Genomic DNA, 24,026 nt, shown 5'->3' with positions numbered 1-24,026 from the left:
ATGAGTTGGCTGATTTTTCTGGTGTGGTTTGGAAATATTGTTTGTGACACTGTCGGCCAGCTTGCCTTCAAAGGTGCGGCCACAGAACCGGACGAGGAAAATAAACCTCAATCGCTTTTTCAATATTGGCTAGCACTTTTCCGTCAACCACTTCTATGGCTCGGCATAATCTCCTATGTCGCCGAATTTTTGTTATGGATGGCATTTTTGACATTGGTTCCGCTTTCGGAAGGCATATTGCTCGGATCAATCAATATCATTGTCATTATGGTATTGGGGCGGCTGTTTTTTGATGAAAAACTCACCTCTATGCGGGTTCTCGGCATCAGCTTTGTTGCCATAGGTGTTGCTATTGTGGGAGCTTTTTAATGCGTCGCTTCTATATTCTGGGCTTTTTCTTTTTGATGATGTTCGACACGCTCGGCCAGATCAGCTTCAAGCTTTCGGCAACCGCCGCCCTGCCCTTGGAAGCAAGCCTCGGATGGTTATACAGGATTTTTTCCCATCCTTTTGTCTATTTTGCCATTCTCGGCTATGTCGGGGCATTCTTCACATGGATGACGCTTTTAAGACGCGCGCCTGTAGGTCCGGCATTTGCGGCGTCCCATCTTGAAGTCGTCACTGTCATGATTGCTTCCGTTCTGATATTCGGCGAAACAATTTCATTGGCACATTTTGCCGGTGCACTGTTTATTGTTGCGGGCATTGTGTGCCTTGCATTTGCTGAACGTGATGTTATCCAAAAAGAAAACGAGAAATCCTGACAATGACGAGACAAGGCGAAATTCCACCAACCGCCGGTCTCCCTATGGTTTGGCATGATTGGTTGCCAACAAAAAAAGAACTCTGCCCTAATTTAAGCGACTTGTTCGATTTGCCGCCGCTCATTCTGGAATGTTCAGGCACGGCTTCACTTATTGTCGCCCTTCAAACTCTGGCAAATATGCCCAAGAACGAAGGGCGCAGAGACGTTATCATACCGGCTTATAATTGCCCTCTCGTTGTGCTTGCCATTGCCCATTGCAATTTGACCGTAAAACTCTGTGATACCGCAAAAAACAGTTTCGATTTCGATTTTGATTGCCTCGACAAGCTGATCGACGAAAAGACACTGGCTGTTATTCCCGCCCATATTGGCGGCCAATTGGCAGATGTTGAACAATGCGTTGAAATCGCTCATAAAAAAGGTGCTTATGTCATCGAAGACGGGGCACAGGCACTTGGTTCGGCAGCCGGCAAAACGGGGGATATTGCTTTTTTCAGCCTTGCCGTCGGAAAAGGCCTTACCCTTTATGAAGGCGGCCTTTTGACATCGTTTAATGATGAAATCCGTCTGGCATTAAAGGAAACCCACCAAAAAATAGTAAAACCCCGTTTTTTCTTTGAACTTAAACGCATAAGCGAATTGTTGGGATATTCTATCGCCTATCGTCCGCGGCTTTTGTCGCTCGCTTATGGCATGCCGAGGCGCAAGGAGCTTGCAGCCGGCAATATAGAGGAAGCGGTCGGTGATGTTTTTGATGACGATATTCCCGTTCATCGTGTAAGCCGTTTCAGAATGAAAAGAGGTGCAAATGCCGCTTCAAGGCTCAAACCTTTTTTAGAGGACATAAAAAAACAGGCGCAACTTCGCGTCGACAAGCTTGCAAAAATTCCGTCGATCACGGTTGTTAAAGGCCTTGATGATGAAGGGGCTATTTGGCCATTTATTATGGTGCTTTTTGAAACCAAAGAAGCAAGAGACAAAGCACTTGAAACCTTGTGGCCTTCGCCATATGGCGTCACCCGCCTGTTCGTTCATGCTTTACCCGATTATTCCTATCTTGAACCGCATTTCAACAAGCGTTTTTCAACCCCTAATGCCCGCGATTTTGCGGCGAGAATGTTGACCATATCGAATAGTCCATGGCTTGACGACGAGACATTCGACAAGATTCTAACAATCATTGCAAGGTCTGTTTGAAAAAATGGACCGGTTATCACGAGGCTTGCACAACATGGATGCCGGTCAAAATGCAACTTTGAACCGGATACCGAAAACTGTTGCCATTTATGTCATGGCGAATTTCAGCCCGTTTCACATTTCTGTTCCGGTCATGGCCTTCGGTGCAGCCATGCCGGACAAAACCTATTACAAGCCAATTCTGTTTTCAGAAAAAACCGGAATTGTTGAAGGTCAGGATACTTTCTCGATAAAAGTCGACCACGATCTTAAAAGCCTTGATGACGCCGATATAATCGTCATTCCCTATTGGCCGGATCCTGAACAACAGATCTCTTCTGCACTGAAGACAAGTCTTAACAATGAAGCGCGAAAAAATAAAACCATTATGGGGCTTTGTCTTGGCACTTATGTTCTGGCCTATAGCGGGCTTTTGAAAGGGAAAAAAGCTGCAACGCACTGGGCCTATGAAAAACAGTTTGCCGAACAGTTTTCTGATACGGAAGTCGATTTTAATGCCCTTTATGTTGAAGATGGTAACATCATCACATCCGCCGGTACTGCTGCGGGGATTGATTGTTGTCTTCACCTTATTCGCAAAAATTATGGCGGCGCTGTTGCCAATCATGCTGCGCGTATGATTGTAACTCCGCCGCACCGCGAAGGTGGTCAGGCCCAATATCTTGCTACCCCTGTTCCGATATCGACAAGCGACCAACGCATAAATTCACTGCTTGAAACAATCAGAAAAAACCTTGCTTCATCCTATTCTCTTGATGTTATGGCCAAGACTGTCGGTATGAGCCGGCGCACTTTCACCCGCCGCTTTCATCAAGCAACCGGCCGTTCACCAATGGAATGGCTTATCCATGAAAGGTTGCATTTTTCGAGACACGCATTGGAAACAACAAAACTTTCTATTGAGGAAATTGCGCAAATCGCCGGATTTGCCTCTACCCAATCATTCCGCCGCAGCTTTATTGACGCGTTTCGGGTCACACCTACTAAATGGCGCCAGACGTTTTCAATTTAACCAACAGTTTTATTCCAACAAAAAACCTCGCTAAATTTTGGCCCGATATGAATGCCTTTTGACCATCAGGCCAGTTTTTATTCAGAAAAAGCATGATTACATACACTTCAAGAAATTGAAGAGGTTTGAACCATGAAATTCACATTCATTCGTAACGCAACGGTTATTCTTGATTACGCCGGAAAACACATTCTCATTGATCCGATGCTCGCAGAAAAAGACCGCTATCCCGGACTTCCCGGTACAGTTCATAGCGAGCGACGGTTTCCACGTGTTGAACTGCCTTTTGATGCCAGAGACATTATCAAAAATGTGGATGCCGTTTTTTTAAGTCATACCCATCCCGACCATTGGGACGAGGTTGCCACAGGACTTATAGACAAAGATCAAAAAATATTCGTCCAGAATGAAAAGGATAAAGAATTTCTTGAGAGACAAGGTTTCAAAAATCTCGCCGTTCTGCCGCAAAAACTCGATTATGAAAACGGCATTCATGTGACTAAAACTTTATGCCAGCACGGAAGCAATGAAGCTTTCAAAAACCATGAGGTTGGCGAAGTTTTAGGCCATGCCACCGGTTTTATATTTGAAGCACCAAATGAACCAACGCTTTATTTTGCGGGCGACACAATATGGATTGACGCTGTCGAGGATAATTTAAAACACTATAAGCCGGACGTTGTTGTTCTTCATGCAGGTGACGCACAGCTTCAGGGCTTCGGTTCCATTATTATGGGCAAGGAGGATGTCGTTCACGCCCATAAGATCGCGCCACAATCAAAGCTTGTTGCTATTCATATGGAAGCCTGCAACCATGCTGTTTTAAGCCGGAAAGAACTTCGTTCTTATGTCGATAAGGAAGGTATCGGCCAATCGGTTATTATCCCGCTTGAAGGTGACAAACTCGAATTCTAAGTCACTTGCTACTTAAAAAAGTGAAAAAGCGCAACCGGCTTTGATATTTTCAAATCAAGTCTGCACCCGCTTTTTAAAACCGTATCTTTATTAAAAGGCCTACAGTTCCCTAACTGTCGGCCTTTTATTTAAAACTTTTATTTTGCTGTTTTGAAAAACGATAACCAACAATGACCCATCAGGCTTTTATGATTTTGATTGTTGCTGCTTTTGCTCTTTCGCCTACCATTGGTCCAACATAAGGGCTTGGATCATATTTTTTGTGATAAGCCTCATCAATTCTATCGAGAACCGCAGGATCTTTGACGGCTTCATAATGAACAGATTCCGTCTTTCCGGACACGATAATTTTCCCGCTTTTTTGTTTGATTGCAGCCTGATACCAGCGTGAGGACGTGCCGCTATAGGCACGCACATAAAGGCCGCCATCAACAACCACTTCCCATATCCACACAGGCGTGCCCGTTTTTTTTAAATCCTCATGGTAGGGAGCCATTTTGAGATCATCGGCTGCATCAATCGCCGCAAGCTCGCTCTTTGTCCATTCACTCATCATTCAGCCTCTTGAAAAACACGATTATCAAAAGTTCAACCATTCAGAAAACTATCAAGCACCTCGCTTGCACGTTTTCCAACTTCCGGACCGACTTTCGTTTCGAGAATGGTAACAATTTCCTGCAAATCCTTTTTTTCAAGGCCGGTGTTCGTTCCCATCTGATAATGTGATTTCAATTGCGACTGCGCGCCTTGAAGTGCAGCAAGCATGGCAATTGTAGCAACTTCTCTCGTTTTATAGTCGAGATTGTCACGCACAAAAATATCGCCAAAAAGGTGACTTTTCAAAAACTGGTCAATTACGGGGGCAAATTCAAAAAGCGGGCCTGTCACCGGTTGACCGACCAGTTTTGTCTGGATTCCGGTTCCGACCTCCAACATTGTTTTATCTGTGTGGACGGGAGAGGCATCTTTGCCCTGTTCATCCTTTTTACCCGCTTTATGTCTCTTATTGACCACATCCATCAAAGCGGAAAGTGCATTCAGACTTCTTGGAAACCCTGCATAGGCATAAGTTTGAACCAGAACTTCCTTGATAGCATTGATAGCGACCTTGTCGTCCAGTGCTTGCGCCAAAGCATTTCTCAATCCGTCAATATTTCCTTGAGCCGCAAAAGCGGCAACGGGAACAAGTCTTTTCTGTTCAAGTGTCAACATTATTTTTTCCTGTAATTTTGCAAAAACGTTATGTGAAAAATAACTTGGCGTACCGGCGAAAATTAAACTCGCCTCAAAAGAATCGTCCTCGATGAAGTTTGAACGTCGATTTCAAGCCGACTTACCCGACGCAAAGTCGATAACAAACCGGTAGCGCACATCTTTGGCCATAACCCGTTCATAAGCGCGATCAATTTCGTCGGGTTTGATAAGTTCTATATCGGCCTCGATATGACGTGCCGCACAATAATCAATTACTTCCTGTGTTTCGGCAATGCCGCCAATCATCGAACCGGCAAGACTTTTCCGGCCAAAGCCATTGGCCATACCACTCAAACCGCCTGTCAATTCTCCAAGCGCACCAACATTAACGAGTGTCGCGTCAAGTTTGAGCATATTCATGAAAGGCTGCATCGGATATGAAACCGGCACTGTCGAGATCATCAAATCGAAATGATTGGCAAGGCGCTCGAAAGCTTTTTCGTCACTCCACAAAAATGCAGCATTTGCGCCCAAACGTTTGGCATCGGCAATCTTACCTTCCGTTGTCGTGAATACCGTGACATCGGCACGCATGGAATGGGCAAGTTTCAATGCCATATGGCCAAGACCACCAAGGCCGACAATTGCGATTTTCTGATCTTTTTGTAATTTCCAATGACGCATGGGGGAAAAGGTGGTCACACCGGCACAAAGAAGCGGCGCGTAAGCGGCAAGATGCACTTGGGCAGGAATATGAATAACAAAACGCTCGTTTACAACCACGCGGTCGCTATAGCCGCCAAAAGTATAACCACCGCTTATCTTGTCGGGTGAATCATAGGTAAAGGTGGTCCCGTTCAGACAGTTTTGTTCGCGATCATCAAGGCAATTCTCACATGTGCCGCAAGAATCCACCATGCAACCAACGCCGCCAATATCGCCGACTTTGAATTTCGTAACCTTTGAACCAACCGCCAGAACACGGCCGACGATTTCATGACCGGGCACGATAGGATAATGGGCGGCGCTCCAGTCCGAATGAACAGCATGAATATCGGAATGGCAAATGCCGACATAAAGAATGTCGAGAAGCACGTCGTCCGGCCTCAAAGCACGTCGTGTGATGGTGATCGGCGAAAAACCGGATGTTGCACTTTTTGCAGCATAGGCACGGGTTTCAAAAGGCTCCTTTCCAATAACCATCTTGCCTTCCGAAGGGGCTGCCTTTGCAGCTGCACTTGTTCCCATCATTGCACCGGCGGCAAGAACAGACGCGCCACCTTCTTTCAAAAATTCACGCCGCGGCAAAGTTTCGTGTTTTTTATGATTAGAATTTCCACATGCTTCACACATTTTCAAATCTCCCGAACCGGCATAATGGATTTATCACCCCGTCAATCCGGTCCTTGCCGGTTCATCGCAAAGAGCCCTTAAGCCGTTGGCATTTTATCTAAATCCGGATGACAAGCCTGAGTGATGCCCGAATGACGGGTCTCAATGACAATCGTTCAAAGCGTACCCAGTTGACGAACTAACGCCTTACTTCATCCTGCTATTTAAAATCCATGACGCTCATAAAATAACAGAATATTTGTGCATGTCTCTATGAATTCAATTCATAAATAAACGTGATATAATGGAGATCTTTTTCAATAACTGATTTTATCTCATAAAAAATGCTTAGAGAAAACATCCATGATCTCATGTCTTTTTTCGTGGTCGCACGAGAAAAAAGCTTTACCCGAGCGGCAAGCAAACTAGGTGTCTCGCAATCGGCTTTAAGTCATGCCATGCGCGGCCTTGAAGAACGTTTGGGAATTCGTCTGCTCACACGGACAACGCGCAATGTTTCAACGACAACGGCAGGCGAGCGGCTGATAGAAGAACTTTCCCCCCTTATTGAGACAATGGATGAAAAGCTTGATCTCATCACCAACGCCGCCGAAGAGCCGAAAGGAAAAATCCGTATCACCACGGTGGATTATCCCGCGTCCTATATTTTGCGGCCGAAATTGCGGTCTTTTTTACAGAAATATCCGAAGATCGAGGTCGAGATTAATATCAATTATGGTCTTACCGATATTATTGAAGAACGTTTTGATGCGGGTATTCGTATTGGCGAACATCTCGCCAAAGACATGATTGCCTTTCCGGTTGGACCAGCAATGCGAATGGCAATTGTCGGGGCGCCGAGTTATTTTGAAACACATAAAAAACCCGAAACCTTGCACGATCTGATGGAGCAGAATTGCATTAATTTGCGGGTTCCAACATCCGGTGGACTTTATCCGTGGGAGCTTGATGACGAAAATGGAGAGGTCAATGTGCGCCCGAAAGGACAGCTCATTTTCAACACCTATCCACATATTCTTGAAGCTGCCCTTGACGGTTTCGGACTTGCTTATATTCCCGAACAGGAAGTCGAGGAATTTATGAGACAGGGAAGGCTCATCCGCGTTCTTGAAAAATATTGTTTACCGTTTCCCGGGTATTATCTTTATTATCCAAATCGTCGTCATCATCCGATTGCTTTCCAATTGTTCATTGAAGCCTTGAGGCGGCATGAACCCGAATAATTTTCCAACCTGAAAACTATTATCTATTCTATTTGACGAACCTCATTTCATTTTGTCGTCAAGCGATCTTTGTTGAACAGTTCAAAACATTCCGACATATTTTCTGTCAGATATTTCTTGTTGATTTAAAAATAGCTTGATTAGCAGAGCCTAACAGGCCATGTTCTTCGCGAGCCTTATAACCACTTCATCTCATGGAGAAGAAACCGTCTTTTTGCTTCAAACTGCTTTGCCGGTAACAGTAAAAAATTGCTTGTTACCCGAATTTCAATAATGCCGGAACAGCTTAATTTCAGGATCATTCATCAATGACAAGTTCTTTTCCCTTATTGGGTATCAAAGCTCGAAACATTTCTCTCGATTATGAAGGCAAACCGGTTTTCCGGTCGCTGGATTTTGATATTCCTGCCGGTGAATTTGTCGGGCTTTTAGGGCAAAGCGGAATTGGCAAAACCACCCTTCTGAAAATCATTGCAGGGCTACTTTCCCCAGATAGCGGAAAAATTTCAGGTTCCGACGGCGACAGTCTTCATGGTCGTATAACCTATATGGCGCAACAGGATTTGCTATTTCCCTGGCTCAAAGTGATAGACAATGTCTGCCTTGGAGCAAGACTGCGCCATGAGAAGAAAGACTACAAAAAAGCCGAAGAACTACTGGAAAAGGTCGGTCTTTTGTCGGTCAAAGAACAGCTCCCCGAAACATTATCGGGCGGTATGCGCCAAAGAGTGGCTATTGCCCGTACATTATATGAAGACAAGCCCGTTGTATTGATGGACGAGCCTTTTTCGGCGCTTGACGCGGTTACTCGCGCCACCATACAGGAACTTGCATTTGATCTTCTTAAAACTAAAACTGTATTGCTTGTTACCCACGATCCATCCGAAGCTGCACGATTATGTCAGCGAATACTGGTTCTTAAAGGTCAACCGGCAATTTTCCTGCCCGCTATCCTTGTCGAGGGAACAGCCCCCCGAAATTATGATGATAAAAACCGCATAAAGAGCGAAACCGAATTGATGCATTTTTTAAAGGGGATATAGTTTGCCGAACCGCTTCAATAAAAAACTTGCATTTTTCCTTCATGGTCTTGTGGTTTTCTTTGGCATCCTCGCGTTATGGTGGGCTGTTGCCATTATTTTCGATCTCAAAAAATACATATTGCCTTCTCCCCTTGTTGTTGCACAATCACTTTGGAATGGACGGGCATATCTTTTCGAAAATTCTTTGGTTACAATTGTCGAAATTGTCATCGGCTTTGTTTTGGGGATTTTGTCCGGTGCTGCTCTGGCACTTCTTTTAATGTTTTCCAAGACATTGCAAAAATGGCTAATGCCGGTTCTCATTGTAAGCCAGTCAATACCGGTTTTCGCCCTTGCCCCCATTCTGGTTCTCTGGTTCGGCTATGGCATCCTCTCGAAAATCATCGCCGCAATACTGGTTATATTTTTCCCTGTCACAACAGCCTTTTTTGACGGTTTACGGAGAACGAACGAAGGGTACCTTGATCTTGCAAAAACTATGGGAGCATCTCCCTTGTCGCAACTTGTCCATATCAGGCTTGTGGCAGCGCTGCCAGCACTTGGTTCCGGTGTGCGTGTTGCTGCCGCCATTGCCCCGATTGGTGCAATTATCGGCGAATGGGTGGGGTCTTCCGGCGGGCTCGGCTATATCATGTTGAACGCCAATGCCCGCATGCAGACGCCGACATGTTTTGCCGCAATATTTATACTTTCTGTTATTGCAATGATTTTATGGTATATCACCGATATCATATTGAAATATGTTATCTACTGGGATAAAAAATCTGAACAAAATTGATTTTTCTTTTCATTATATTTCCGGAGGAAACGTGTTTAAAAAAATATTCTTTTCGATCCTCATCATTTTTCTCGGCGTTTTCGGTGCCAAAGCAAATGATAAACTTACAGTTGTTCTTGACTGGTATCTTAATCCCGATCATGCACCTTTAATTGTTGCCGAACAGATTGGCAGTTTTGAAAAACGCGGACTTGATGTCGAAATCGTCACCCCCTCCGATCCCAATATCGGACCGCGTCTGGTTGCATCCGACAAAGCCGATATTGCTTTATCCTATCAAGAACAGCTCTATGTGTTCATGGATGAAGACTTGCCGCTCACACGCATAGGAACACTCATAGAAACGCCGCTCAATACCGTTTTGGCGCTCCCCGATAGCGGGATTAAAACACCGGCCGATCTCAAAGGCAAAAAAGTCGGTTTTTCTGTGAGCAGTATCGAGCCGGTGATCTTGGGAACCATGTTGGAAAATCAGGGGCTGACGATAAAGGATGTCGAGCTTATTAACGTCAATTTCAACCTCGTAAGCGGGCTGATGTCAAAACAGGTTGATGCTGTCATTGGTGGTTATCGCAATGTGGAGGGTAATGAAATACGCGAACAGGGCGTAGAACCTGTTATTATGAAGGTTGAGGACTATGGCATTCCCCCTTATGACGAACTGATTTTTGTTGCCAAAAAAGACCTCCAAAAACAAGACGCTTATAAAAAATTCCTTGAAGCCGTTCATGAAGGCCAGCAATACCTGAAGGCTCACCCGGAAGAAACATGGGACAATTTTGCGAAAAAATATAAGGAACTCGATACCGATCTCAATAAAAAGATATGGATGGAAACGGTTCCGTTATTCAGCGAAAATCCGCTCCACCTCGACAAAGAAAAATATATTTCTTACGGCGTCTATCTTTATAAAAAAGGCATTGTCAAAAAAGAATATCCGCTTGACAGTTTTGCGACCGAATTGAAATAAAAATCAAATGAAAAATCGGGCATGATGGGCGTTCATCATTGCCCGATTTTGTTGTTTTGCAAAACCTATGCCAGAGAGCGAGATAACAGCATAATATCTATTCAAAACAATATTTTATTACCCGAATATCTATTTATCATAAAATCGGAATCCGTGCGCGAATAGCTTCCACATTTCCCAAATCAATGTCGAAGGCCAGAAGGTCAGCCTCGCTCGCCAGCCGTGCCCGCACACTGCCCGTCGGATCGACAATGGAACTCTGTCCGATGCCGAGCGGTGCTGTTCCTTTTGGCGGTTGCCAAGCCTGATCGCAGGCAATTAACCAGGCCTCTGAATCGGCCGCACGGGCGCGAACCAACAAATCCCACTGCTCGGCTTTTCCAGGACCAGCTCCCCAGGAAGCCGGAACAATAATCAATTTTGCACCTTTTTTTCCCATTGCGGAAAACTGGTAGGCAAACCGCAAATCATAACAAATGGCAAAACCGATCTTGCCGAACACTGTATCGAGAACAAGGGAATCACGTCCCGCTTCAACGAGGTCTGATTCACGTGAGCCGAACGCGTCATATAAATGAACTTTCTGATAAGTGGCTTCTGTGTTTTTTCCGGTAATGATCAACTTATTGCGTATGCGCCCGTCATTTGCCGGTTCAAACATACCGGCAACAATCATCATATCATATTTCACTGCATAAGAGCGGATCAATGTCGCGAAAGGACCATCAAGCGGCTCTGCCTCATCCTTCAAAGCCGCTTCAAAGGAAATTTGGGCTGCTTCTGGGAAAACCAATATGTCGACTTTTTGCCCGGCAGCCTTTTTAACCATCTGAATAATTTGTTCGTTATTCTCGTCTTTGTTGACGCTGCTTCGGATCTGAGCCAACCCGACTTTGACTATTTCACCCATTTATTTTCTCCCTATACTTGCCAATATTCCAATTTCCTATATTCTTGAAATCAAATTCAAGTAATGTAGGATTATGGAAAAGAAATCTTCTGGTCGCGAACGGGCCTATTCTCATATCCGTAACACAATTCTGACAAATCCATCATCTGTCGGAACATTTCTGAACGAGCGGGAAATTGCTGATAGTTTGGGCATTTCGCGCACGCCGGTCAGAGAAGCTTTCATGATGCTCGCGAGTGAAGAGCTGATTGACCTGAAGCCCAATCGGGGAGCATTTGTTTCGCCTTTGAACGGAAAACAAGTCAATGATTTGTTTCAGGCGCGTGGCGTTGTCGAGACCTGGAGTGCACAATATTGTATCTCCCACAATATCGACCCGACACCGGACATGATCAAGGAACTCAACTTCCAGAAGACGATGGCGCTTGATGATCCCTATCCTGACTTCATTGAACATGACCACGCTTTCCATTGTGCTTTGGTTCGGGCCACCGGCAATGAATTTTTAAATCAGATGTATGAGTTGCTTCGTGCCCGTTTTATTACTTTTGGTCTACGCGTAATGCATAATAATGCAATAAGGCGGATAGAGGCATTAAAAGAACACCAATTTATTCTGGATGCACTTTTAACCAAAGATATCAAAAAGGCAAAAAAAGCTATACTTGATCATCTTGATATGACACGCCGGCATCTTGATTGATCAAAAGAAATTTTATTCCTCCAGACTATATTCGGACTGCAACAGAAATAAGCTGCTCCAGTCCGTTTTGTGTTTTCATAATTGATGCGGGTGTCTCGTCATTGCAAGGCCGATCAATGTCAGGATACATGATAGCCCGATATAAAGACAAATGAAAAAACCGCTTGGGTCGAACGAGATGAACCAGGTGAGCAGGATCGGAGCAATTGCGCCACCAACAATACCGGCAAAAGTATAGGCAAGCGAGCTTCCTGTATAACGCAGACGCGCCGAGAATTGTTCTGCTATCAAAGATGCCTGAGGGCCATACATCAATGAGTGGCAAATAAGGGCGCCGGTAACGCCGATCAGAAGGCGGGCAAATGTCGGCTCCTGCATCATATAGAAAAACACAAATGTCCATATTGCCGCACCTATTGTGCCGACAGCATAGATAAGACGCCGTTCTACTCTATCCGACAACCAACCGCTAAATGGAATAAAAAACACCTGAATGCCGGAAGCAATTGTTACGGATTCGATTGCATCGGAGCGTGGCATTCCCAAATATTGAGTGGCATAAGCGAGTACAAAAACTGTAAAGCATGAATAGAGAACGTCCGGTCCAATACGTGCAAATAGACCGGCAAAAAGGGCTCTGCTTTCGTGTTTGAATATTTCCGAAACCGGTGCGTTAGAGCGTTCATCATGTTGTTCAAGTTTTTTGAAAACAGGGGTTTCTTCAAGTGAAAAGCGGACCCACAAACCGAATATGACCAATAGAGCCGAAAGCAGGAATGCTGCTCTCCACCCCCAATCAATAAACTGTTCCGTGGTCAAGACTTGCGAAAAGATTGCCAGAACACCATTTGCAAGCAAATTTCCCAATGGCGGGCCTACTTGCGCAGCAGATGCCCAAAATCCCCTTTGTTCCGGCTTGCTGAATTCGCTGGAAAGAAGAACCGCCCCTCCCCATTCGCCACCAACGCCGACGCCTTGCGCAAAACGCAATAAAACAAGAAGAACCGGAGCGAGGTAACCCACTGACGAGAATGTCGGCAAAAGGCCAATGATAAAAGTTGCAATACCAATCAGCAACAGCGTCCAAACCAGAACTTTTTTGCGCCCGACAATATCTCCAAGACGACCGAAAAATATGCCGCCTAAAGGACGGGAAATATACCCCACGGCATAAGTGCCAAACGCTTTCAAAGTACCTGCCAGCGAATCGCCATCGGGGAAATACAAGTGGCCAAAGACCAAAGCCGCGCAGGCACCGTAAACAGCAAAGTCATACCATTCAAGAGACGTTCCACTTAAACTAGCCGCAAAAGCCTTGATAAGGCTCTTCCGTTCTATAGGCGGTTCAGTCTCTTCTATACTGCTTTCCATTCAGCGACCCCTTTATTATTGTATGGTGTTGGTATACGATTTGTATGCAATATCTCCCTATAGTTGGTTAGTCTACTATTTTTTTGGGGTAGAACGGGATGAGAAGTCCGTTTGTAGACGTCTGGTCGTATATGTCGTTTGCAGTGGCTTGAAGACTGTCAATGGCGAATGGGTGTTCAACGCAAGATAGGCCGGATACGATAGAGAGGAAGTCCATCATCCTATAGAAGAACTTGCGATACTGGATGTCCCTGCCCCGCAAACTTTTCCGACATTTTATCCTTCAGGTTCACATGCCGTCTCGCAAGACCATCTTTATCCGGCCCCACATGATAAAACTTCGGATGAAGCTGAATGGGCCTTCTCAATTGGTCAAAAATGAAAACATACATTTATTGACGGCCGCTTTCGATCATACTGACCATACATTGAAAACCTATTATCGACTGGTCAAAAACAATCTGCGCCCGCTTTTATTGGCGATCTTGCCTTTCGTTATAATGCTGTAAAAGACCTGTTTGCCGTCTCTAGCTCGAAAGCATGAAGTAAGGATAAGAATGACAAAAACTTGTCAGAACAGGAAAGCCGGTCTTCTTATTGCTCCCTCCGAGGGGTGAAAAAAGCTTGATGATGCACGCTTTACTCGCCTCCCCGAACATTATTACTGAGCGGGTGAATAGCTATTCAACCGGTTTGCCGAACATTTACGTGTCGAATTTGGCGATCAAAAAGGCAATATCAGCCGTATTTCTTATCATATCGCACGGCTATCTGATGCTTGGAAATAGTTTTTCAAGAAAACGATACGTTCAAAAAAGCTGAAATTTTTATGTCAAATGAGTGACGGAAGGTCAGATATGTTGAATAACATCCGTCGCAATGAATAAGGCTTGCTCACGAGCTACCGGTCACTGCCTATTCATATTCCGAATTCATTTGTAAAATATTGTTAGAATTACAGGGGGATTTTAACGAAAAGAGCTATAGGAATTTTCTCTAAAATAAATTTGGCTCCATGGCTATTTCGAAAATACGACTGTCCACCCTGAAAATTTAAATTAACGAACAAAATAACATTACAGAATCTCTGTATTTATTTTTCACGATAAATATAGCGGATCATAGATCACCAAAGATCTGCTTGATTTTGACGATCAAATGATTGGTTCTTCCTTTAATAAGCACCGATTTTTAAAAATAGAACCTGATGTTATAAATCTGTTCAGAATAGAGCTGCATCAAGCGATTGCCGTAAAACGTCGGCAATATCGGATTTTTCCGGTTTATATAAAAGCAGATATTCAACATCCGGCAGACTTGGGAGATTATATAAATGTGTATAATCTTTAAGGCTGTCATCCATCGAATTTTTGTTGAGACACCCGATGCCCAAGCCTGCTTTGACAGCCAATTGTAAACTGGCAACATTCGCGGCCGTATGTGTTAATCCATAGGAAACCGAACTATCGGAGAGAAGTTGAAGGGCTGCCTTTTGTATCATACAGCCTCTTTTCATACCGATCAGCGGCAATACTCCATCGGTTGAAAACCTCTTCTTTGCAGCACCTGCCCAATATAACGGATCCCGTTTTATAACGACTCTATCCGGATAGGCAGGTAAGGGTGTTCCGATAAGATGCGTGAGGATTATTATATCGAAACCACCTAGTTCGTTGTCGTGCACAAGCGTATTTGACCCGCTTTTAAATGTAAGGCTCAATTCGATGTTCGGACGATCTGCTGTCAACATTTCCAAAGCCTGTGCAACTTTTTCAGGCGTGAGGTAATCTGTAATCGAAATCGAGATATTTTCGTTTCCGGCGACATTATGCATATCGGCAAGCGCCAAACGGTTAAGTTTCAAAATGGCGAGAGCATGTTTTTGCAACTTCTCGCCATCAATTGTCGGACGTGTTCCTTTTTTCCCTCTTTCCAGCAGTTGACAGCCACAAACAAGTTCAAGTTTTTGCATTTGTTCTGTCAAGGCCGACTGGGAACGGTAAAGACGTTCGGATGCTTTTAGAAAGCTTCCGGTTTCCAAAATCGTTATAAAAGTCGTTAGCAGATCGGGATCCAGATTTTGCATCGGCTTGCCTTTCCATAATTCGGAAAAACCGAATCATTTTATAAAAAAATCCTGTTATATTTATAGATAATTCAATGCTACGCATTTCACAACTGAAAAAAGCGGAGCTGAATAATGAGTGAAAAAGCTTTCATAAACGACGGGGTCCATTCAAACGGTCACAAATGGAAAGTGCTGTTTACATGTGCTTTGGCGAATACCTGTTTTACATTTGTAATTGGTGGTGTTCCGGCCACAGCGCTCCTTTTACGGGATGACTATCAGATCTCGACACCAGTATTGGGCATGCTTATGGGAATCGTCGGAATAGGCATAGCTTTTGGTGAAGTTCCCTGGGGAATGCTGACCGACCGGCTTGGCGACCGCCCTATTCTTATAACCGGTTTGACGACAACCGCATTTGTTCTCGCCGTAACGGCTATTTTAATAAATGCTGTTCCGATTGTTTATGCACCGGTAACATTATTCATCGGGCTACTCATTATCGGCCTTTCCGGAGGCAGCCTGAATGGCTCGAGTGGACGCGCGATCATGCAATGGTTCGAGAAAGAGGAACGTGGGTTTGCCATGGGTGTCAGACAGACGGCTGTTCCACTCGGCTATGCCTTGGGAGCGGTGTTTTTCCCATTGATTTCCTATAAATCGAGTTTTGTCTGGTCACTTTATATCTCGGCTTTGTTCTGCATTCTCTTTGCATTTTTAACTTATCTTTGGGTTGTTGATATTGACCAGAAAAAGGGTACCGAGACAACAAAACCAGCCGAGAAAGAAACAGCTACCCATGTTTTCAAACAGTTGGCCATATGGCGTATTGTCGTGGCAATCGGCCTTTTGTGCGCACCGCAATTTGCTTTGATGACTTTTACAATGCTTTTCTTACATGACTTTGCCCATATCAATATCGAATATATCAGCGCGATACTGTTCTTTATCCAAATAAGTGCCGGTTTCACACGTATTTCCGGCGGCTATTATACCGATAAGAAAAACAATCGCGTAGGCTTTCTAAAAACGGTAACAATATTAAGCGCTATCGCGTTTTTTATCCTTACGCTTCTTACCTTTTTCTATGGCGAAATTCCATCGACACATCTCACGTGGGCACTCATCACCGCTGTTCTCGTTGCCGGCGTCTTTATATTATCATGGCAAGGTGTCGGCATGACCGAATTGGCTACAATGGCAGGCCCGAAAAGCGTTGCAACCGCTATGGCAATGGCAAATACCGCAACCTTCTTTATATTGTTCGCAACCCCGACAATTATACCGTGGATACTACACGCAACATCCTGGGCAGGTGTTTGGGGGGCTATGACACTAGTCTGTATCGGCGTGTTTTTCCTGTTCTAATTGAAACTTGCAGAGGGTAGATTCCACTGTGAAGTGCAACACCGGTTATTTGAAGCATAATTTGATGTCTGTATCGGGTTCTTTCATGAAGGCTTGGGGTGGTGTTTGTAATGTCAGGCATTTTCGCGGCGTTTGTTCATTGTGACGATAATATCCTCTGTCGTTATCGCTGATAGCATCAAGATCTGTTCTGGTGTCCAGCCTTCTGACAAACGCTCGATAACATATTTGTTCAAGTCAGCATTTTTCAGAAGGCAAAGCCTTTGCCCTGCTGCGGTTAGCGACCTTTCGCAATAAGAGGAGAATAATCGATACTCGTAAGGCGGTTGCGATTGATCTCGCGGCCAATTGTTGAACGAAGATATGACAGGCGTTTTACAATCGCATTCAAGCTATAACCTGAAACAGGCAAATAATGGATTTCTGTTCTTTCTGCAAAACTCGAATGCGAATAACTTGACATGGCAACACTCCCGTTTAGCAAAACGCGCAATACAATATTGCCCGGCAGTGTTGCTCTTCAACTTGGAACTCGACAATTTCGGGTAAAGTTTTAAAATATCTGAATAGATTTATCTTATTCATGGCGCAAAATTATCGTGCCATGTGTAAAATGCAAAGTTGATCCGGCAATGTCACATTTATAATTTTTTCTTTTCATGGGCATAGCGTATCAAAGCGAGGAGCCGATAAAACCCGTGAACAAATTTGCTATAGGGCAATGTTATAAAAAATCCGAAAACAAAGCCTAAGTGAAGTGCAAGTAAAACCCCCATGAATGGCGTTGCTCTGAATACAAGAAGTAACATACCGGTAACTCCGGTTAAAAGTAGCATGAAGATAAAAGCGGCATCCATGCCTAAACGGCTTCCATCCTTTAAAACGGCAAGCCGCTTTTTCTTGGCAATCAATAAACCTATTGTTCCAATGATAATGCCAATACCACCTAATGTTCCAAGAACAACAGGAATATCCCACCAAGGATAGGGTGCTATTCTATTAAAGGCATAATGCCATATGGTTGCACAACAGGTGGCCGCAAAGCAGAGCAAAAAACCATAAAATGTCAGGTGATGGTAAATGCTGCGGTTATCCGTTAGTTCTTCACTATCATTCACACAGCCCATACCACCGCCATCAAGATAATGTAATGTGGCTGCATCTTTGACTCCATTATGTAAGGCATGTACATCATGAAGTGTTTTTGTTGGTTCACCAATATCTTTCCAAAAGATGCGACAACCCATAAAAATGGCAAAGCAGGAATAAAAAAATGCTGCACTAAAAATAACAGCCATCGCATTGTGAGGCATTAATTTATAAAACGCATGTGGGCCGGTATGAACTGAAAAGACGGCAGACATGTCATTGAACAGTGCAAAGCCAATAAAAAACGCCGCAATACTAAGCGCGGCAATCAAGCTTATCCATAAGCCATTACGAATAAAAAGCGGACGTAGAATGCCTGGCCAACAATAAAGATGGTAGGTATCATTACGTAGTTTTGCCAATGTTTGTGGTACATTAACAGCAAATTCATGGGGTGGCGAAAATTGACAATCAGAATAGCAAGCACCACAATTATGGCAAAGATTGGCAAGATAGTTTAAATCACCTTCAGTAAAGCGTCTGCGCATTTCCATGGCAGGGAAAACAGCACACAGTCCTTCACAATAACGGCAGCTGTTACAAATTGTCATCAGCCTTTCGGCCTCTATGAAGTTTTTTTCCGATTCATCATTTTTATCGTTTGTTTGCATATTGGGCGGCTCCCTCTCCCGCGATGCGGCCAAAAACACTGCCAATCGTCATGCCAATACCAGCTGCATATCCGCGCCCTAGAACATTGCCCGCCATGATTTCTCCTGCGGCAAACATATTGGCAACAGCTGTATCATCAGCAAAGTGCATTTGAGCGTGTTTATTAACTTTGACACCTAAATAGGTGAATGTAATACCGGGTCTGACAGGATAGGCATAAAAAGGCGGTTTTTTAATTTTTCGTGCCCAATGGGTTTTGGGTGGTGTTATGCCTTCAGTTCGACAGTCATCAAGGATCGTATTGTCAAAAGTGCCAGGCTGGATCGCCTCGTTAAATTGGTTCACCGTTGTTGCAAGTTTTGTTACGTCGAGGTCAAGTTTTGTCGCAAGTTCTTCTATTGTATCTGCTTTGACCGGCGGATAAAGCGACGGCATGAAAAGTTCGAGTGACGAAGCATCAAAGATAATATAGGCAATTTGTCCTGGTTGCATCGCAACAAGACGGCCCCAGATAGCATAACGTTTTGGCCAAATATCTTCGCCTTCATCGTAAAATCGTTCACAATTTTTGTTAACAACAATACCAAAAACAACACAATCAAGGCGCGTGATAATGCCGCCATCAAATTTCGGAGCACGTGCATCAATCGCAACCGCATGGCATTGCGTTGGATCACCAATTGTCTTAATGCCTTTTGATATGAGATTTTTAAGGATAGAACCTTTATTATATGGTGTTCCACGTATAAGAAAATTTTCGGCTATATCCCCCCACCCCTGTTTGAGCCATTCAATATTTGCTTCAAAGCCACCACTCGCTGTGACAAGTGCTCTTGCAGCAAGTTCTTTTTCCTGCCCTTTATAGGTTAGTGTAACTTTAGAAAACTTATTATCTTTGATGATAAGATCGGTTACTTCAGCATCATATGCAATTTTAACGCCAAGCTTATAAGCTGTTCGATAAAGCGCATTCAGCATTGAACGGCCGCCACCAAGGAAAAAAGAATTGGTGCGGCCAAGGCTTAAAGTTCCGCCAAGTGAAGGCTGGAAACGTACACCTTGCTCGACAATCCAATTAAGCATTTCTTTTGATTCATGAATCATCATTTTTGCTAATTCAGGATTGGTTTCCCCCTTAGTTACACGTAAGAGGTCTTCATAGAATTCGTCTTCGGTGTAGGGACCTGATAGAGTTGCAGTTGCGCTATCATGAGCGCAACGCATATTCCTTGTATGGCGTGTATTACCGCCGCGATAAAAGCGGGGTGCCGCCTCTAAAATAGCAACGCTGGCACCATTTCGTGCAGCAGAAATGGCAGCGCAGAGAGCCGCATTTCCACCACCGATAACCAGCACGTCATATTTTTGCGAAAAATCGACCATCGTATTTTCTGTCATCAAAATATCCAGACATGTTGGTGAGGAATTTTGATGAAGGCTGTTTTTTGGGATATGTCTTCCGTTGTTTGAACACGCAAGTCGATATTTTTATGACGGAAAATATGTTCCCAATATTCACCTAGAAACATACTTGTTACTCGGTCCATTTCAACGCATTCACTGTCACCCTTTTCGCCAATTGTCAGGAAGTTTAGGCGGCACACCGCTGTTGCATCATCGCCCTCGGATTTATCAACCGCACATTGACCTTGAATGGTAAAATCGCCACAGTTAATGACAGCCGTTGTTTTATCTTTTTTAGCAACTTTGCCCTGTAGTTTGATATTGTTACCTATAAAGTCGGCAGTGAAAAGTGTTTTCGGGTTTTTATAAAGTTCTTCGGGAGTGCCTGCCTGTTCAATGACACCTCCATTCAAAAGCACAATAAGATCAGCGACAGCAAGTGCTTCGACTTGGTCATGCGTGACAATAACAGCAGCGCGTTCTTCACGCTTAATGAGCTCTTTCAGGAAAGCACGTGCTTCATCGCGTAGTTTTGCATCCAGATTGGAAAGTGGTTCATCAAGTAAAATAACAGCGGGGTCATAGACAAGCGAGCGCGCAATTGCAACGCGTTGTTGTTGTCCGCCAGATAATTGACCGGGGTAACGGTCACCCAAGTGGCCAAGACCGAGTGCATCAAGTGCATTGCCAACTTTTTTACGAATTTCAGCATCGCTTGTTTTACGTAACTTTAAGCCATAAGCAACATTTTGAAAAACAGTGCGATTGGGCCACAGAGCATAGGATTGAAAAACAAAACCAAGGCCACGTTTTTCAGCGGGAAGGTCAAGTTTTTTAGCACCGTCAAAGACAGGTTTCCCGGAAATTTCCACCTTACCTTGATAGGCGCGTTCCAGACCGGCAATAGTGCGCAGCAACGTTGTTTTACCTGAACCGGAAGCCCCGAGTAGTGCGGCAATTTCACCACGTTCTACAGAAAATGATGCGCCTTTTAAAACTGTAACTGCACCATAGCGCAAACATATATCTTCAACAATTAACTCAGGCATCGAGGCGTACTCCCAATTTTAGTGCAATAGCAATACCAAGGCCAATAACGGCGGTATTGACAACAGAAAGGGTCGCAGCAAGGTCAATATTGCCGCCATTCCATAAGCTTACAAGCAATGTTCCCATAACCTCATTGCCTTGTCCCATAAGGAAAATACCCGTTGAATATTCACGTGAATAAAGTAGAAATGCCAGCAACCAAGCGGCCATCAAACCACCTTTGGCCAACGGCAAGATTATATCTTTAGCAACGCGCCAAGGGCCTGCACCTGTGACATAGGCTGCTTCTTCCAATTCTTTACCAACTTGTGAAAATGAGTTGGATACAAGGCGAAGACCAAAAGGAAGCCAAACAAGTGTATAAGCAACCCACATGGCACCAAGCGAAGAAACAAATGGTTTAAAAATTGGAATAAACAAGAAAAGCCAAAAAACGACAAGACCTGCAACAATTCCCGGCATAGCGCGTGGTAACAATACAAGAAAATCAAGGCTTCTTGTTATGCGCAATCTGGAGCGATGGCTGGCAAGACCAATAACCACATAAACACAAACAGAAGCAAATCCACCCAAGAAAGCAAGAAGGACTGTGTTTATGACTGCACGGCTGGTTATTTCAAGAGAGTCAAGTTCACGATAATGGTCAAGTGTAAGCACATCTGTGATGGAAACAAGTGGCCCCCAATTGGTTACAAAAGAACGTAAGATAACACCGGAAAGTGGTAAGACAACAACAAAACCAAGCCAGGCAATAACTGCAAATAAAGCAAGATAGCCCCAACCTCGAAGTGGTATTATTGACGAGCGTGTAGCTTTTCCGGAAATGGTCGAATAACGCTCTGCAGATTTGAGCATTCTACGTTGTAGAATAACCAAAGGAACGGTGATCATCATTATGAAAACCACAACCACGGCCATAAATTGATAGGCAGGTTTTCCCAATAAGGTATTATATTTGTAAAGGTATGTTGCTAAAACCATACGCCCGTCTTGATCGCCAAGAACATAAGGTAAACCGAATAATTCAAAGCCCAGAAAAAAGACAAGGACAGCGCTGACAGCGATAGATGGCCAAACAAGTGGCAAGGTTACACGATGTGCAACTTTTAAAGGTGAAGAACCTGCAACACGGGCTGCCTCTTCCAGGTCTGAAGGAACAGTACGCAAGGCCGTTGAAACATAGATATAAACATGCGGAATATGGGTAAGCCCGACTACTGTCAACAATGCGGGAAATGAATAGACACTCCACCAAATTGAACCGAATATTTGTTGCCACCATGCTGCGAAGAAACCAGATGGGCCAGCAGCTACAATATAACCAAAAGCAAGAACCATTGGTGACATGAAAAGCGGCACAAAAACAAGAGGTTCAATTATTTTCCTTCCGGGCATATCTGTACGTACAACCAGAAAAGCAAGGAGTGAGCCGAGTGGCACGGCGATAACCACCATACCACAAGACAAAATAATGGTGTTTTTTAAAGCAGCCCAAAAAGCCGGGTCACTCACCACAAATTCATATGCTTCCAAAGTTCCATTTGCAGATTTGTCAAAAAAAGCATCCGATAAAAAGCTCTGCCAAACAATGAGCGCTACAGGAGCCAAGATAAAAAGAGCTGCAAAAGTAACAATTAATCTACGCCAAGTCTCGTTCCGCATTATTTTTGTCCTGCTTTTAAATTTTCATCCCATTTGCGGAAAAATGTTAATCTTTTCACAGGAACAAGATCGTCAGCCAGTTTCTCATTGACCTCGACAGGTTTTAAATGGCTACCATATTCTGCTGTCAATTTTGAAGCGGTTGCATTGCCGTCGACATCCGCGCGGATGGAAAATAAATTGGCTTCATTGGCGATAATATTTTGGCCGCGTTTTGATAATAAATAATCAAGGAAAACACGCGCAGCATTCGGGTGCGGTGCATTTTTGGTGATATAAGCAGAACGTGTTAAAATGAGTGTAAAATCTTCAGGAATGATAAGTTTAACATTCGGGTCACGCGCAGCGCGTAAATAAGCATATGGGCCAATAATGTTATAGGCAATGGCGTGTTCTCCGGCACTTATTTTTTCCAGCATCGTGCCAGTTGATGTATAAAATTTCGTATCAGTGGCGCCAAAAGCCTTTACCAAATCCCAAAGGTCATCATTGATTTTTGCGTCATGGCTAACTGCAAAAAAACCCAGACCGGAGCGTTGTGGATCATAGGTAGTAACTTTCCCCTTAAAACGTTCTTTGTTTTCTGTTAAAAATTTTGCAAGACCTGCACGTGTTTTTGGCATTTCTTCAGTTTTGACAAGCTTGTCGTTATAAACAAAAACAACAGGTTCAAAAGTGATGCCGTATAGTCTTTTATTATATTCTGCCCAAGTTGGAATATTGCCTAATTCAGGAGTTTCATATTCCGCCGAAAGATCTGCTTGTATCATCTGATATTGTAGATCCATTGCGGATGACCAAACAATGTCTGCCTTCAAAGCACCGGCAGCTGCTTCACTAGAAACGCGCGAATAAAGATCTGCTGCTTTAATTTCAATATAGTCAACTTTGATTTTTGGATAAGCTTTTCGAAAATCCGCTAAAACCGGTTCAACAGCCGCATTCTCGGTGTTTGCGTAAATGACAACAGAGCCCTCGTTATCAGCTTGCGAAAGCGTTTGTGCATATGTCGCCGGATAACCTTCAGGAACAGTTACCGATTGAGCAAAAGTTTGACTGGATGATGTTAAGGCTATAGCAAAAACAATGCCGAGCGCAGATTTATAACGGTCTACCTTATGCATATCTTCTCCTCCACAGATTGCAATTAGAATAATTATAAACTTAAAAAATATGTTTGTATACAAAATTATGCAATAAAAAAATTGCTTAATGACGGAGATGATGTTTATTGCTTATTATCGGCATCATAAATAGAGAGCATGGCTATGGAAGTAA

At 43.9% G+C, this 24,026-nt stretch carries 23 protein-coding genes and 1 pseudogene; 12 read left to right on the top strand and 12 right to left on the bottom strand.

Annotation, left to right across the window (positions count from 1 at the left end):
• The 5 genes from H3S82_RS03500 (at position 1) to H3S82_RS03480 (ending at position 3,890) form a co-directional block, all read left to right on the top strand.
• Positions 1-369: an EamA family transporter gene (locus tag H3S82_RS03500; RefSeq protein ID WP_077970384.1), complete on the top strand. Its 369-nt coding sequence runs from the start codon at positions 1-3 to the stop codon at positions 367-369.
• Positions 369-764 (top strand): multidrug efflux SMR transporter, encoded by a 396-nt coding sequence (locus H3S82_RS03495; RefSeq protein ID WP_198233118.1) that lies wholly within the window; start codon positions 369-371, stop codon positions 762-764. The genes H3S82_RS03500 and H3S82_RS03495 overlap by 1 nt, the downstream gene beginning before the upstream one ends.
• Positions 765-766: 2 nt before the next feature.
• Positions 767-1,963 (top strand): DegT/DnrJ/EryC1/StrS family aminotransferase, encoded by a 1,197-nt coding sequence (locus H3S82_RS03490; protein ID WP_198233119.1) that lies wholly within the window; start codon positions 767-769, stop codon positions 1,961-1,963.
• A gap of 34 nt (positions 1,964-1,997) precedes the next feature.
• The gene (locus H3S82_RS03485; protein WP_198233120.1) at positions 1,998-2,975 is read left to right on the top strand and encodes a GlxA family transcriptional regulator; all 978 of its coding nucleotides are present in this window, start codon (positions 1,998-2,000) and stop codon (positions 2,973-2,975) included.
• A gap of 132 nt (positions 2,976-3,107) precedes the next feature.
• Positions 3,108-3,890 carry an MBL fold metallo-hydrolase gene (locus H3S82_RS03480; RefSeq protein ID WP_198233121.1) on the top strand — a complete coding sequence of 261 codons (783 nt, stop codon included), beginning with the start codon at positions 3,108-3,110 and terminating at the stop codon, positions 3,888-3,890.
• 178 nt (positions 3,891-4,068) lie between these two features.
• Here the strand turns inward: H3S82_RS03480 and H3S82_RS03475 are convergent, their stop codons facing one another.
• The 3 genes from H3S82_RS03475 to H3S82_RS03465 form a co-directional block, all read right to left on the bottom strand.
• Positions 4,069-4,443, bottom strand: a complete 375-nt coding sequence (locus H3S82_RS03475) for a DUF2255 family protein (RefSeq protein ID WP_198233132.1) — start codon at positions 4,441-4,443, stop codon at positions 4,069-4,071.
• 35 nt (positions 4,444-4,478) lie between these two features.
• Positions 4,479-5,102 (bottom strand): carboxymuconolactone decarboxylase family protein, encoded by a 624-nt coding sequence (locus tag H3S82_RS03470; protein ID WP_198233122.1) that lies wholly within the window; start codon positions 5,100-5,102, stop codon positions 4,479-4,481.
• A 111-nt stretch (positions 5,103-5,213) separates the two neighbouring features.
• Positions 5,214-6,437: an NAD(P)-dependent alcohol dehydrogenase gene (locus H3S82_RS03465; protein WP_304504610.1), complete on the bottom strand. Its 1,224-nt coding sequence runs from the start codon at positions 6,435-6,437 to the stop codon at positions 5,214-5,216.
• Between the two features lie 323 nt (positions 6,438-6,760).
• On the opposite strand from H3S82_RS03465, the gene H3S82_RS03460 reads away from it, so the two are divergent.
• From H3S82_RS03460 to H3S82_RS03445, 4 genes are all read left to right on the top strand, one after another.
• Positions 6,761-7,660: a LysR family transcriptional regulator gene (locus tag H3S82_RS03460; protein WP_198233123.1), complete on the top strand. Its 900-nt coding sequence runs from the start codon at positions 6,761-6,763 to the stop codon at positions 7,658-7,660.
• 308 nt (positions 7,661-7,968) lie between these two features.
• On the top strand, positions 7,969-8,703 hold the full coding sequence (locus H3S82_RS03455; protein ID WP_198233124.1) for an ABC transporter ATP-binding protein: 735 nt from the start codon (positions 7,969-7,971) through the stop codon (positions 8,701-8,703).
• Position 8,704: 1 nt separating this feature from the next.
• Positions 8,705-9,481, top strand: a complete 777-nt coding sequence (locus tag H3S82_RS03450) for an ABC transporter permease (RefSeq protein WP_198233125.1) — start codon at positions 8,705-8,707, stop codon at positions 9,479-9,481.
• 31 nt (positions 9,482-9,512) lie between these two features.
• Entirely contained in the window at positions 9,513-10,451 is a 939-nt protein-coding gene (locus H3S82_RS03445; protein ID WP_078040310.1) for an ABC transporter substrate-binding protein, read from the top strand.
• A gap of 136 nt (positions 10,452-10,587) precedes the next feature.
• Here H3S82_RS03445 and H3S82_RS03440 read toward each other — a convergent pair whose 3' ends face one another.
• Entirely contained in the window at positions 10,588-11,361 is a 774-nt protein-coding gene (locus H3S82_RS03440) for a nitrilase-related carbon-nitrogen hydrolase (RefSeq protein WP_198233126.1), read from the bottom strand.
• Between the two features lie 73 nt (positions 11,362-11,434).
• On the opposite strand from H3S82_RS03440, the gene H3S82_RS03435 reads away from it, so the two are divergent.
• Positions 11,435-12,064 (top strand): GntR family transcriptional regulator, encoded by a 630-nt coding sequence (locus H3S82_RS03435; RefSeq protein ID WP_198233127.1) that lies wholly within the window; start codon positions 11,435-11,437, stop codon positions 12,062-12,064.
• Between the two features lie 75 nt (positions 12,065-12,139).
• Here H3S82_RS03435 and H3S82_RS03430 read toward each other — a convergent pair whose 3' ends face one another.
• On the bottom strand, positions 12,140-13,435 hold the full coding sequence (locus tag H3S82_RS03430) for an MFS transporter (RefSeq protein WP_198233128.1): 1,296 nt from the start codon (positions 13,433-13,435) through the stop codon (positions 12,140-12,142).
• Between the two features lie 202 nt (positions 13,436-13,637).
• Between H3S82_RS03430 and H3S82_RS11380 the strand changes: the two are divergent.
• A pseudogene (locus H3S82_RS11380) lies at positions 13,638-13,817 on the top strand (DUF2848 family protein); the annotation flags it as partial.
• A gap of 840 nt (positions 13,818-14,657) precedes the next feature.
• Here the strand turns inward: H3S82_RS11380 and H3S82_RS03420 are convergent.
• Positions 14,658-15,521 carry a LysR family transcriptional regulator gene (locus H3S82_RS03420; protein ID WP_198233129.1) on the bottom strand — a complete coding sequence of 288 codons (864 nt, stop codon included), beginning with the start codon at positions 15,519-15,521 and terminating at the stop codon, positions 14,658-14,660.
• A 114-nt stretch (positions 15,522-15,635) separates the two neighbouring features.
• Here H3S82_RS03420 and H3S82_RS03415 point away from each other — a divergent pair, with 114 nt between their 5' ends.
• Positions 15,636-16,871, top strand: coding sequence for an MFS transporter (locus H3S82_RS03415; protein WP_198233130.1), 1,236 nt, complete (start codon positions 15,636-15,638; stop codon positions 16,869-16,871).
• A 277-nt stretch (positions 16,872-17,148) separates the two neighbouring features.
• Here the strand turns inward: H3S82_RS03415 and H3S82_RS03410 are convergent, their stop codons facing one another.
• From H3S82_RS03410 to H3S82_RS03385, 6 genes are all read right to left on the bottom strand, one after another.
• Positions 17,149-17,334 carry a helix-turn-helix domain-containing protein gene (locus tag H3S82_RS03410; RefSeq protein WP_198233131.1) on the bottom strand — a complete coding sequence of 62 codons (186 nt, stop codon included), beginning with the start codon at positions 17,332-17,334 and terminating at the stop codon, positions 17,149-17,151.
• 178 nt (positions 17,335-17,512) lie between these two features.
• Positions 17,513-18,631, bottom strand: coding sequence for a tricarballylate utilization 4Fe-4S protein TcuB (gene tcuB / locus H3S82_RS03405; protein WP_198233314.1), 1,119 nt, complete (start codon positions 18,629-18,631; stop codon positions 17,513-17,515).
• Positions 18,615-20,030 (bottom strand): FAD-dependent tricarballylate dehydrogenase TcuA, encoded by a 1,416-nt coding sequence (tcuA, locus tag H3S82_RS03400; RefSeq protein WP_370541210.1) that lies wholly within the window; start codon positions 20,028-20,030, stop codon positions 18,615-18,617. The genes tcuB and tcuA overlap by 17 nt, the downstream gene beginning before the upstream one ends.
• Positions 20,030-21,085, bottom strand: coding sequence for an ABC transporter ATP-binding protein (locus H3S82_RS03395; RefSeq protein ID WP_077970340.1), 1,056 nt, complete (start codon positions 21,083-21,085; stop codon positions 20,030-20,032). Before H3S82_RS03395 ends, tcuA begins: the two co-directional genes overlap by 1 nt.
• Positions 21,078-22,748: an iron ABC transporter permease gene (locus H3S82_RS03390; RefSeq protein ID WP_198233313.1), complete on the bottom strand. Its 1,671-nt coding sequence runs from the start codon at positions 22,746-22,748 to the stop codon at positions 21,078-21,080. Before H3S82_RS03390 ends, H3S82_RS03395 begins: the two co-directional genes overlap by 8 nt.
• Positions 22,748-23,872 carry an ABC transporter substrate-binding protein gene (locus H3S82_RS03385; protein ID WP_198237113.1) on the bottom strand — a complete coding sequence of 375 codons (1,125 nt, stop codon included), beginning with the start codon at positions 23,870-23,872 and terminating at the stop codon, positions 22,748-22,750. The genes H3S82_RS03390 and H3S82_RS03385 overlap by 1 nt, the downstream gene beginning before the upstream one ends.
• Positions 23,873-24,026 lie beyond the last annotated feature (154 nt).

Source organism: Bartonella sp. M0192, assembly GCF_016102305.1.
Taxonomy (GTDB): Bacteria; Pseudomonadota; Alphaproteobacteria; order Rhizobiales; family Rhizobiaceae; genus Bartonella; species Bartonella apihabitans.
Note: the sequence above shows the minus strand (reverse complement) of the source record. Positions and strands in the feature narration are given on the sequence as shown.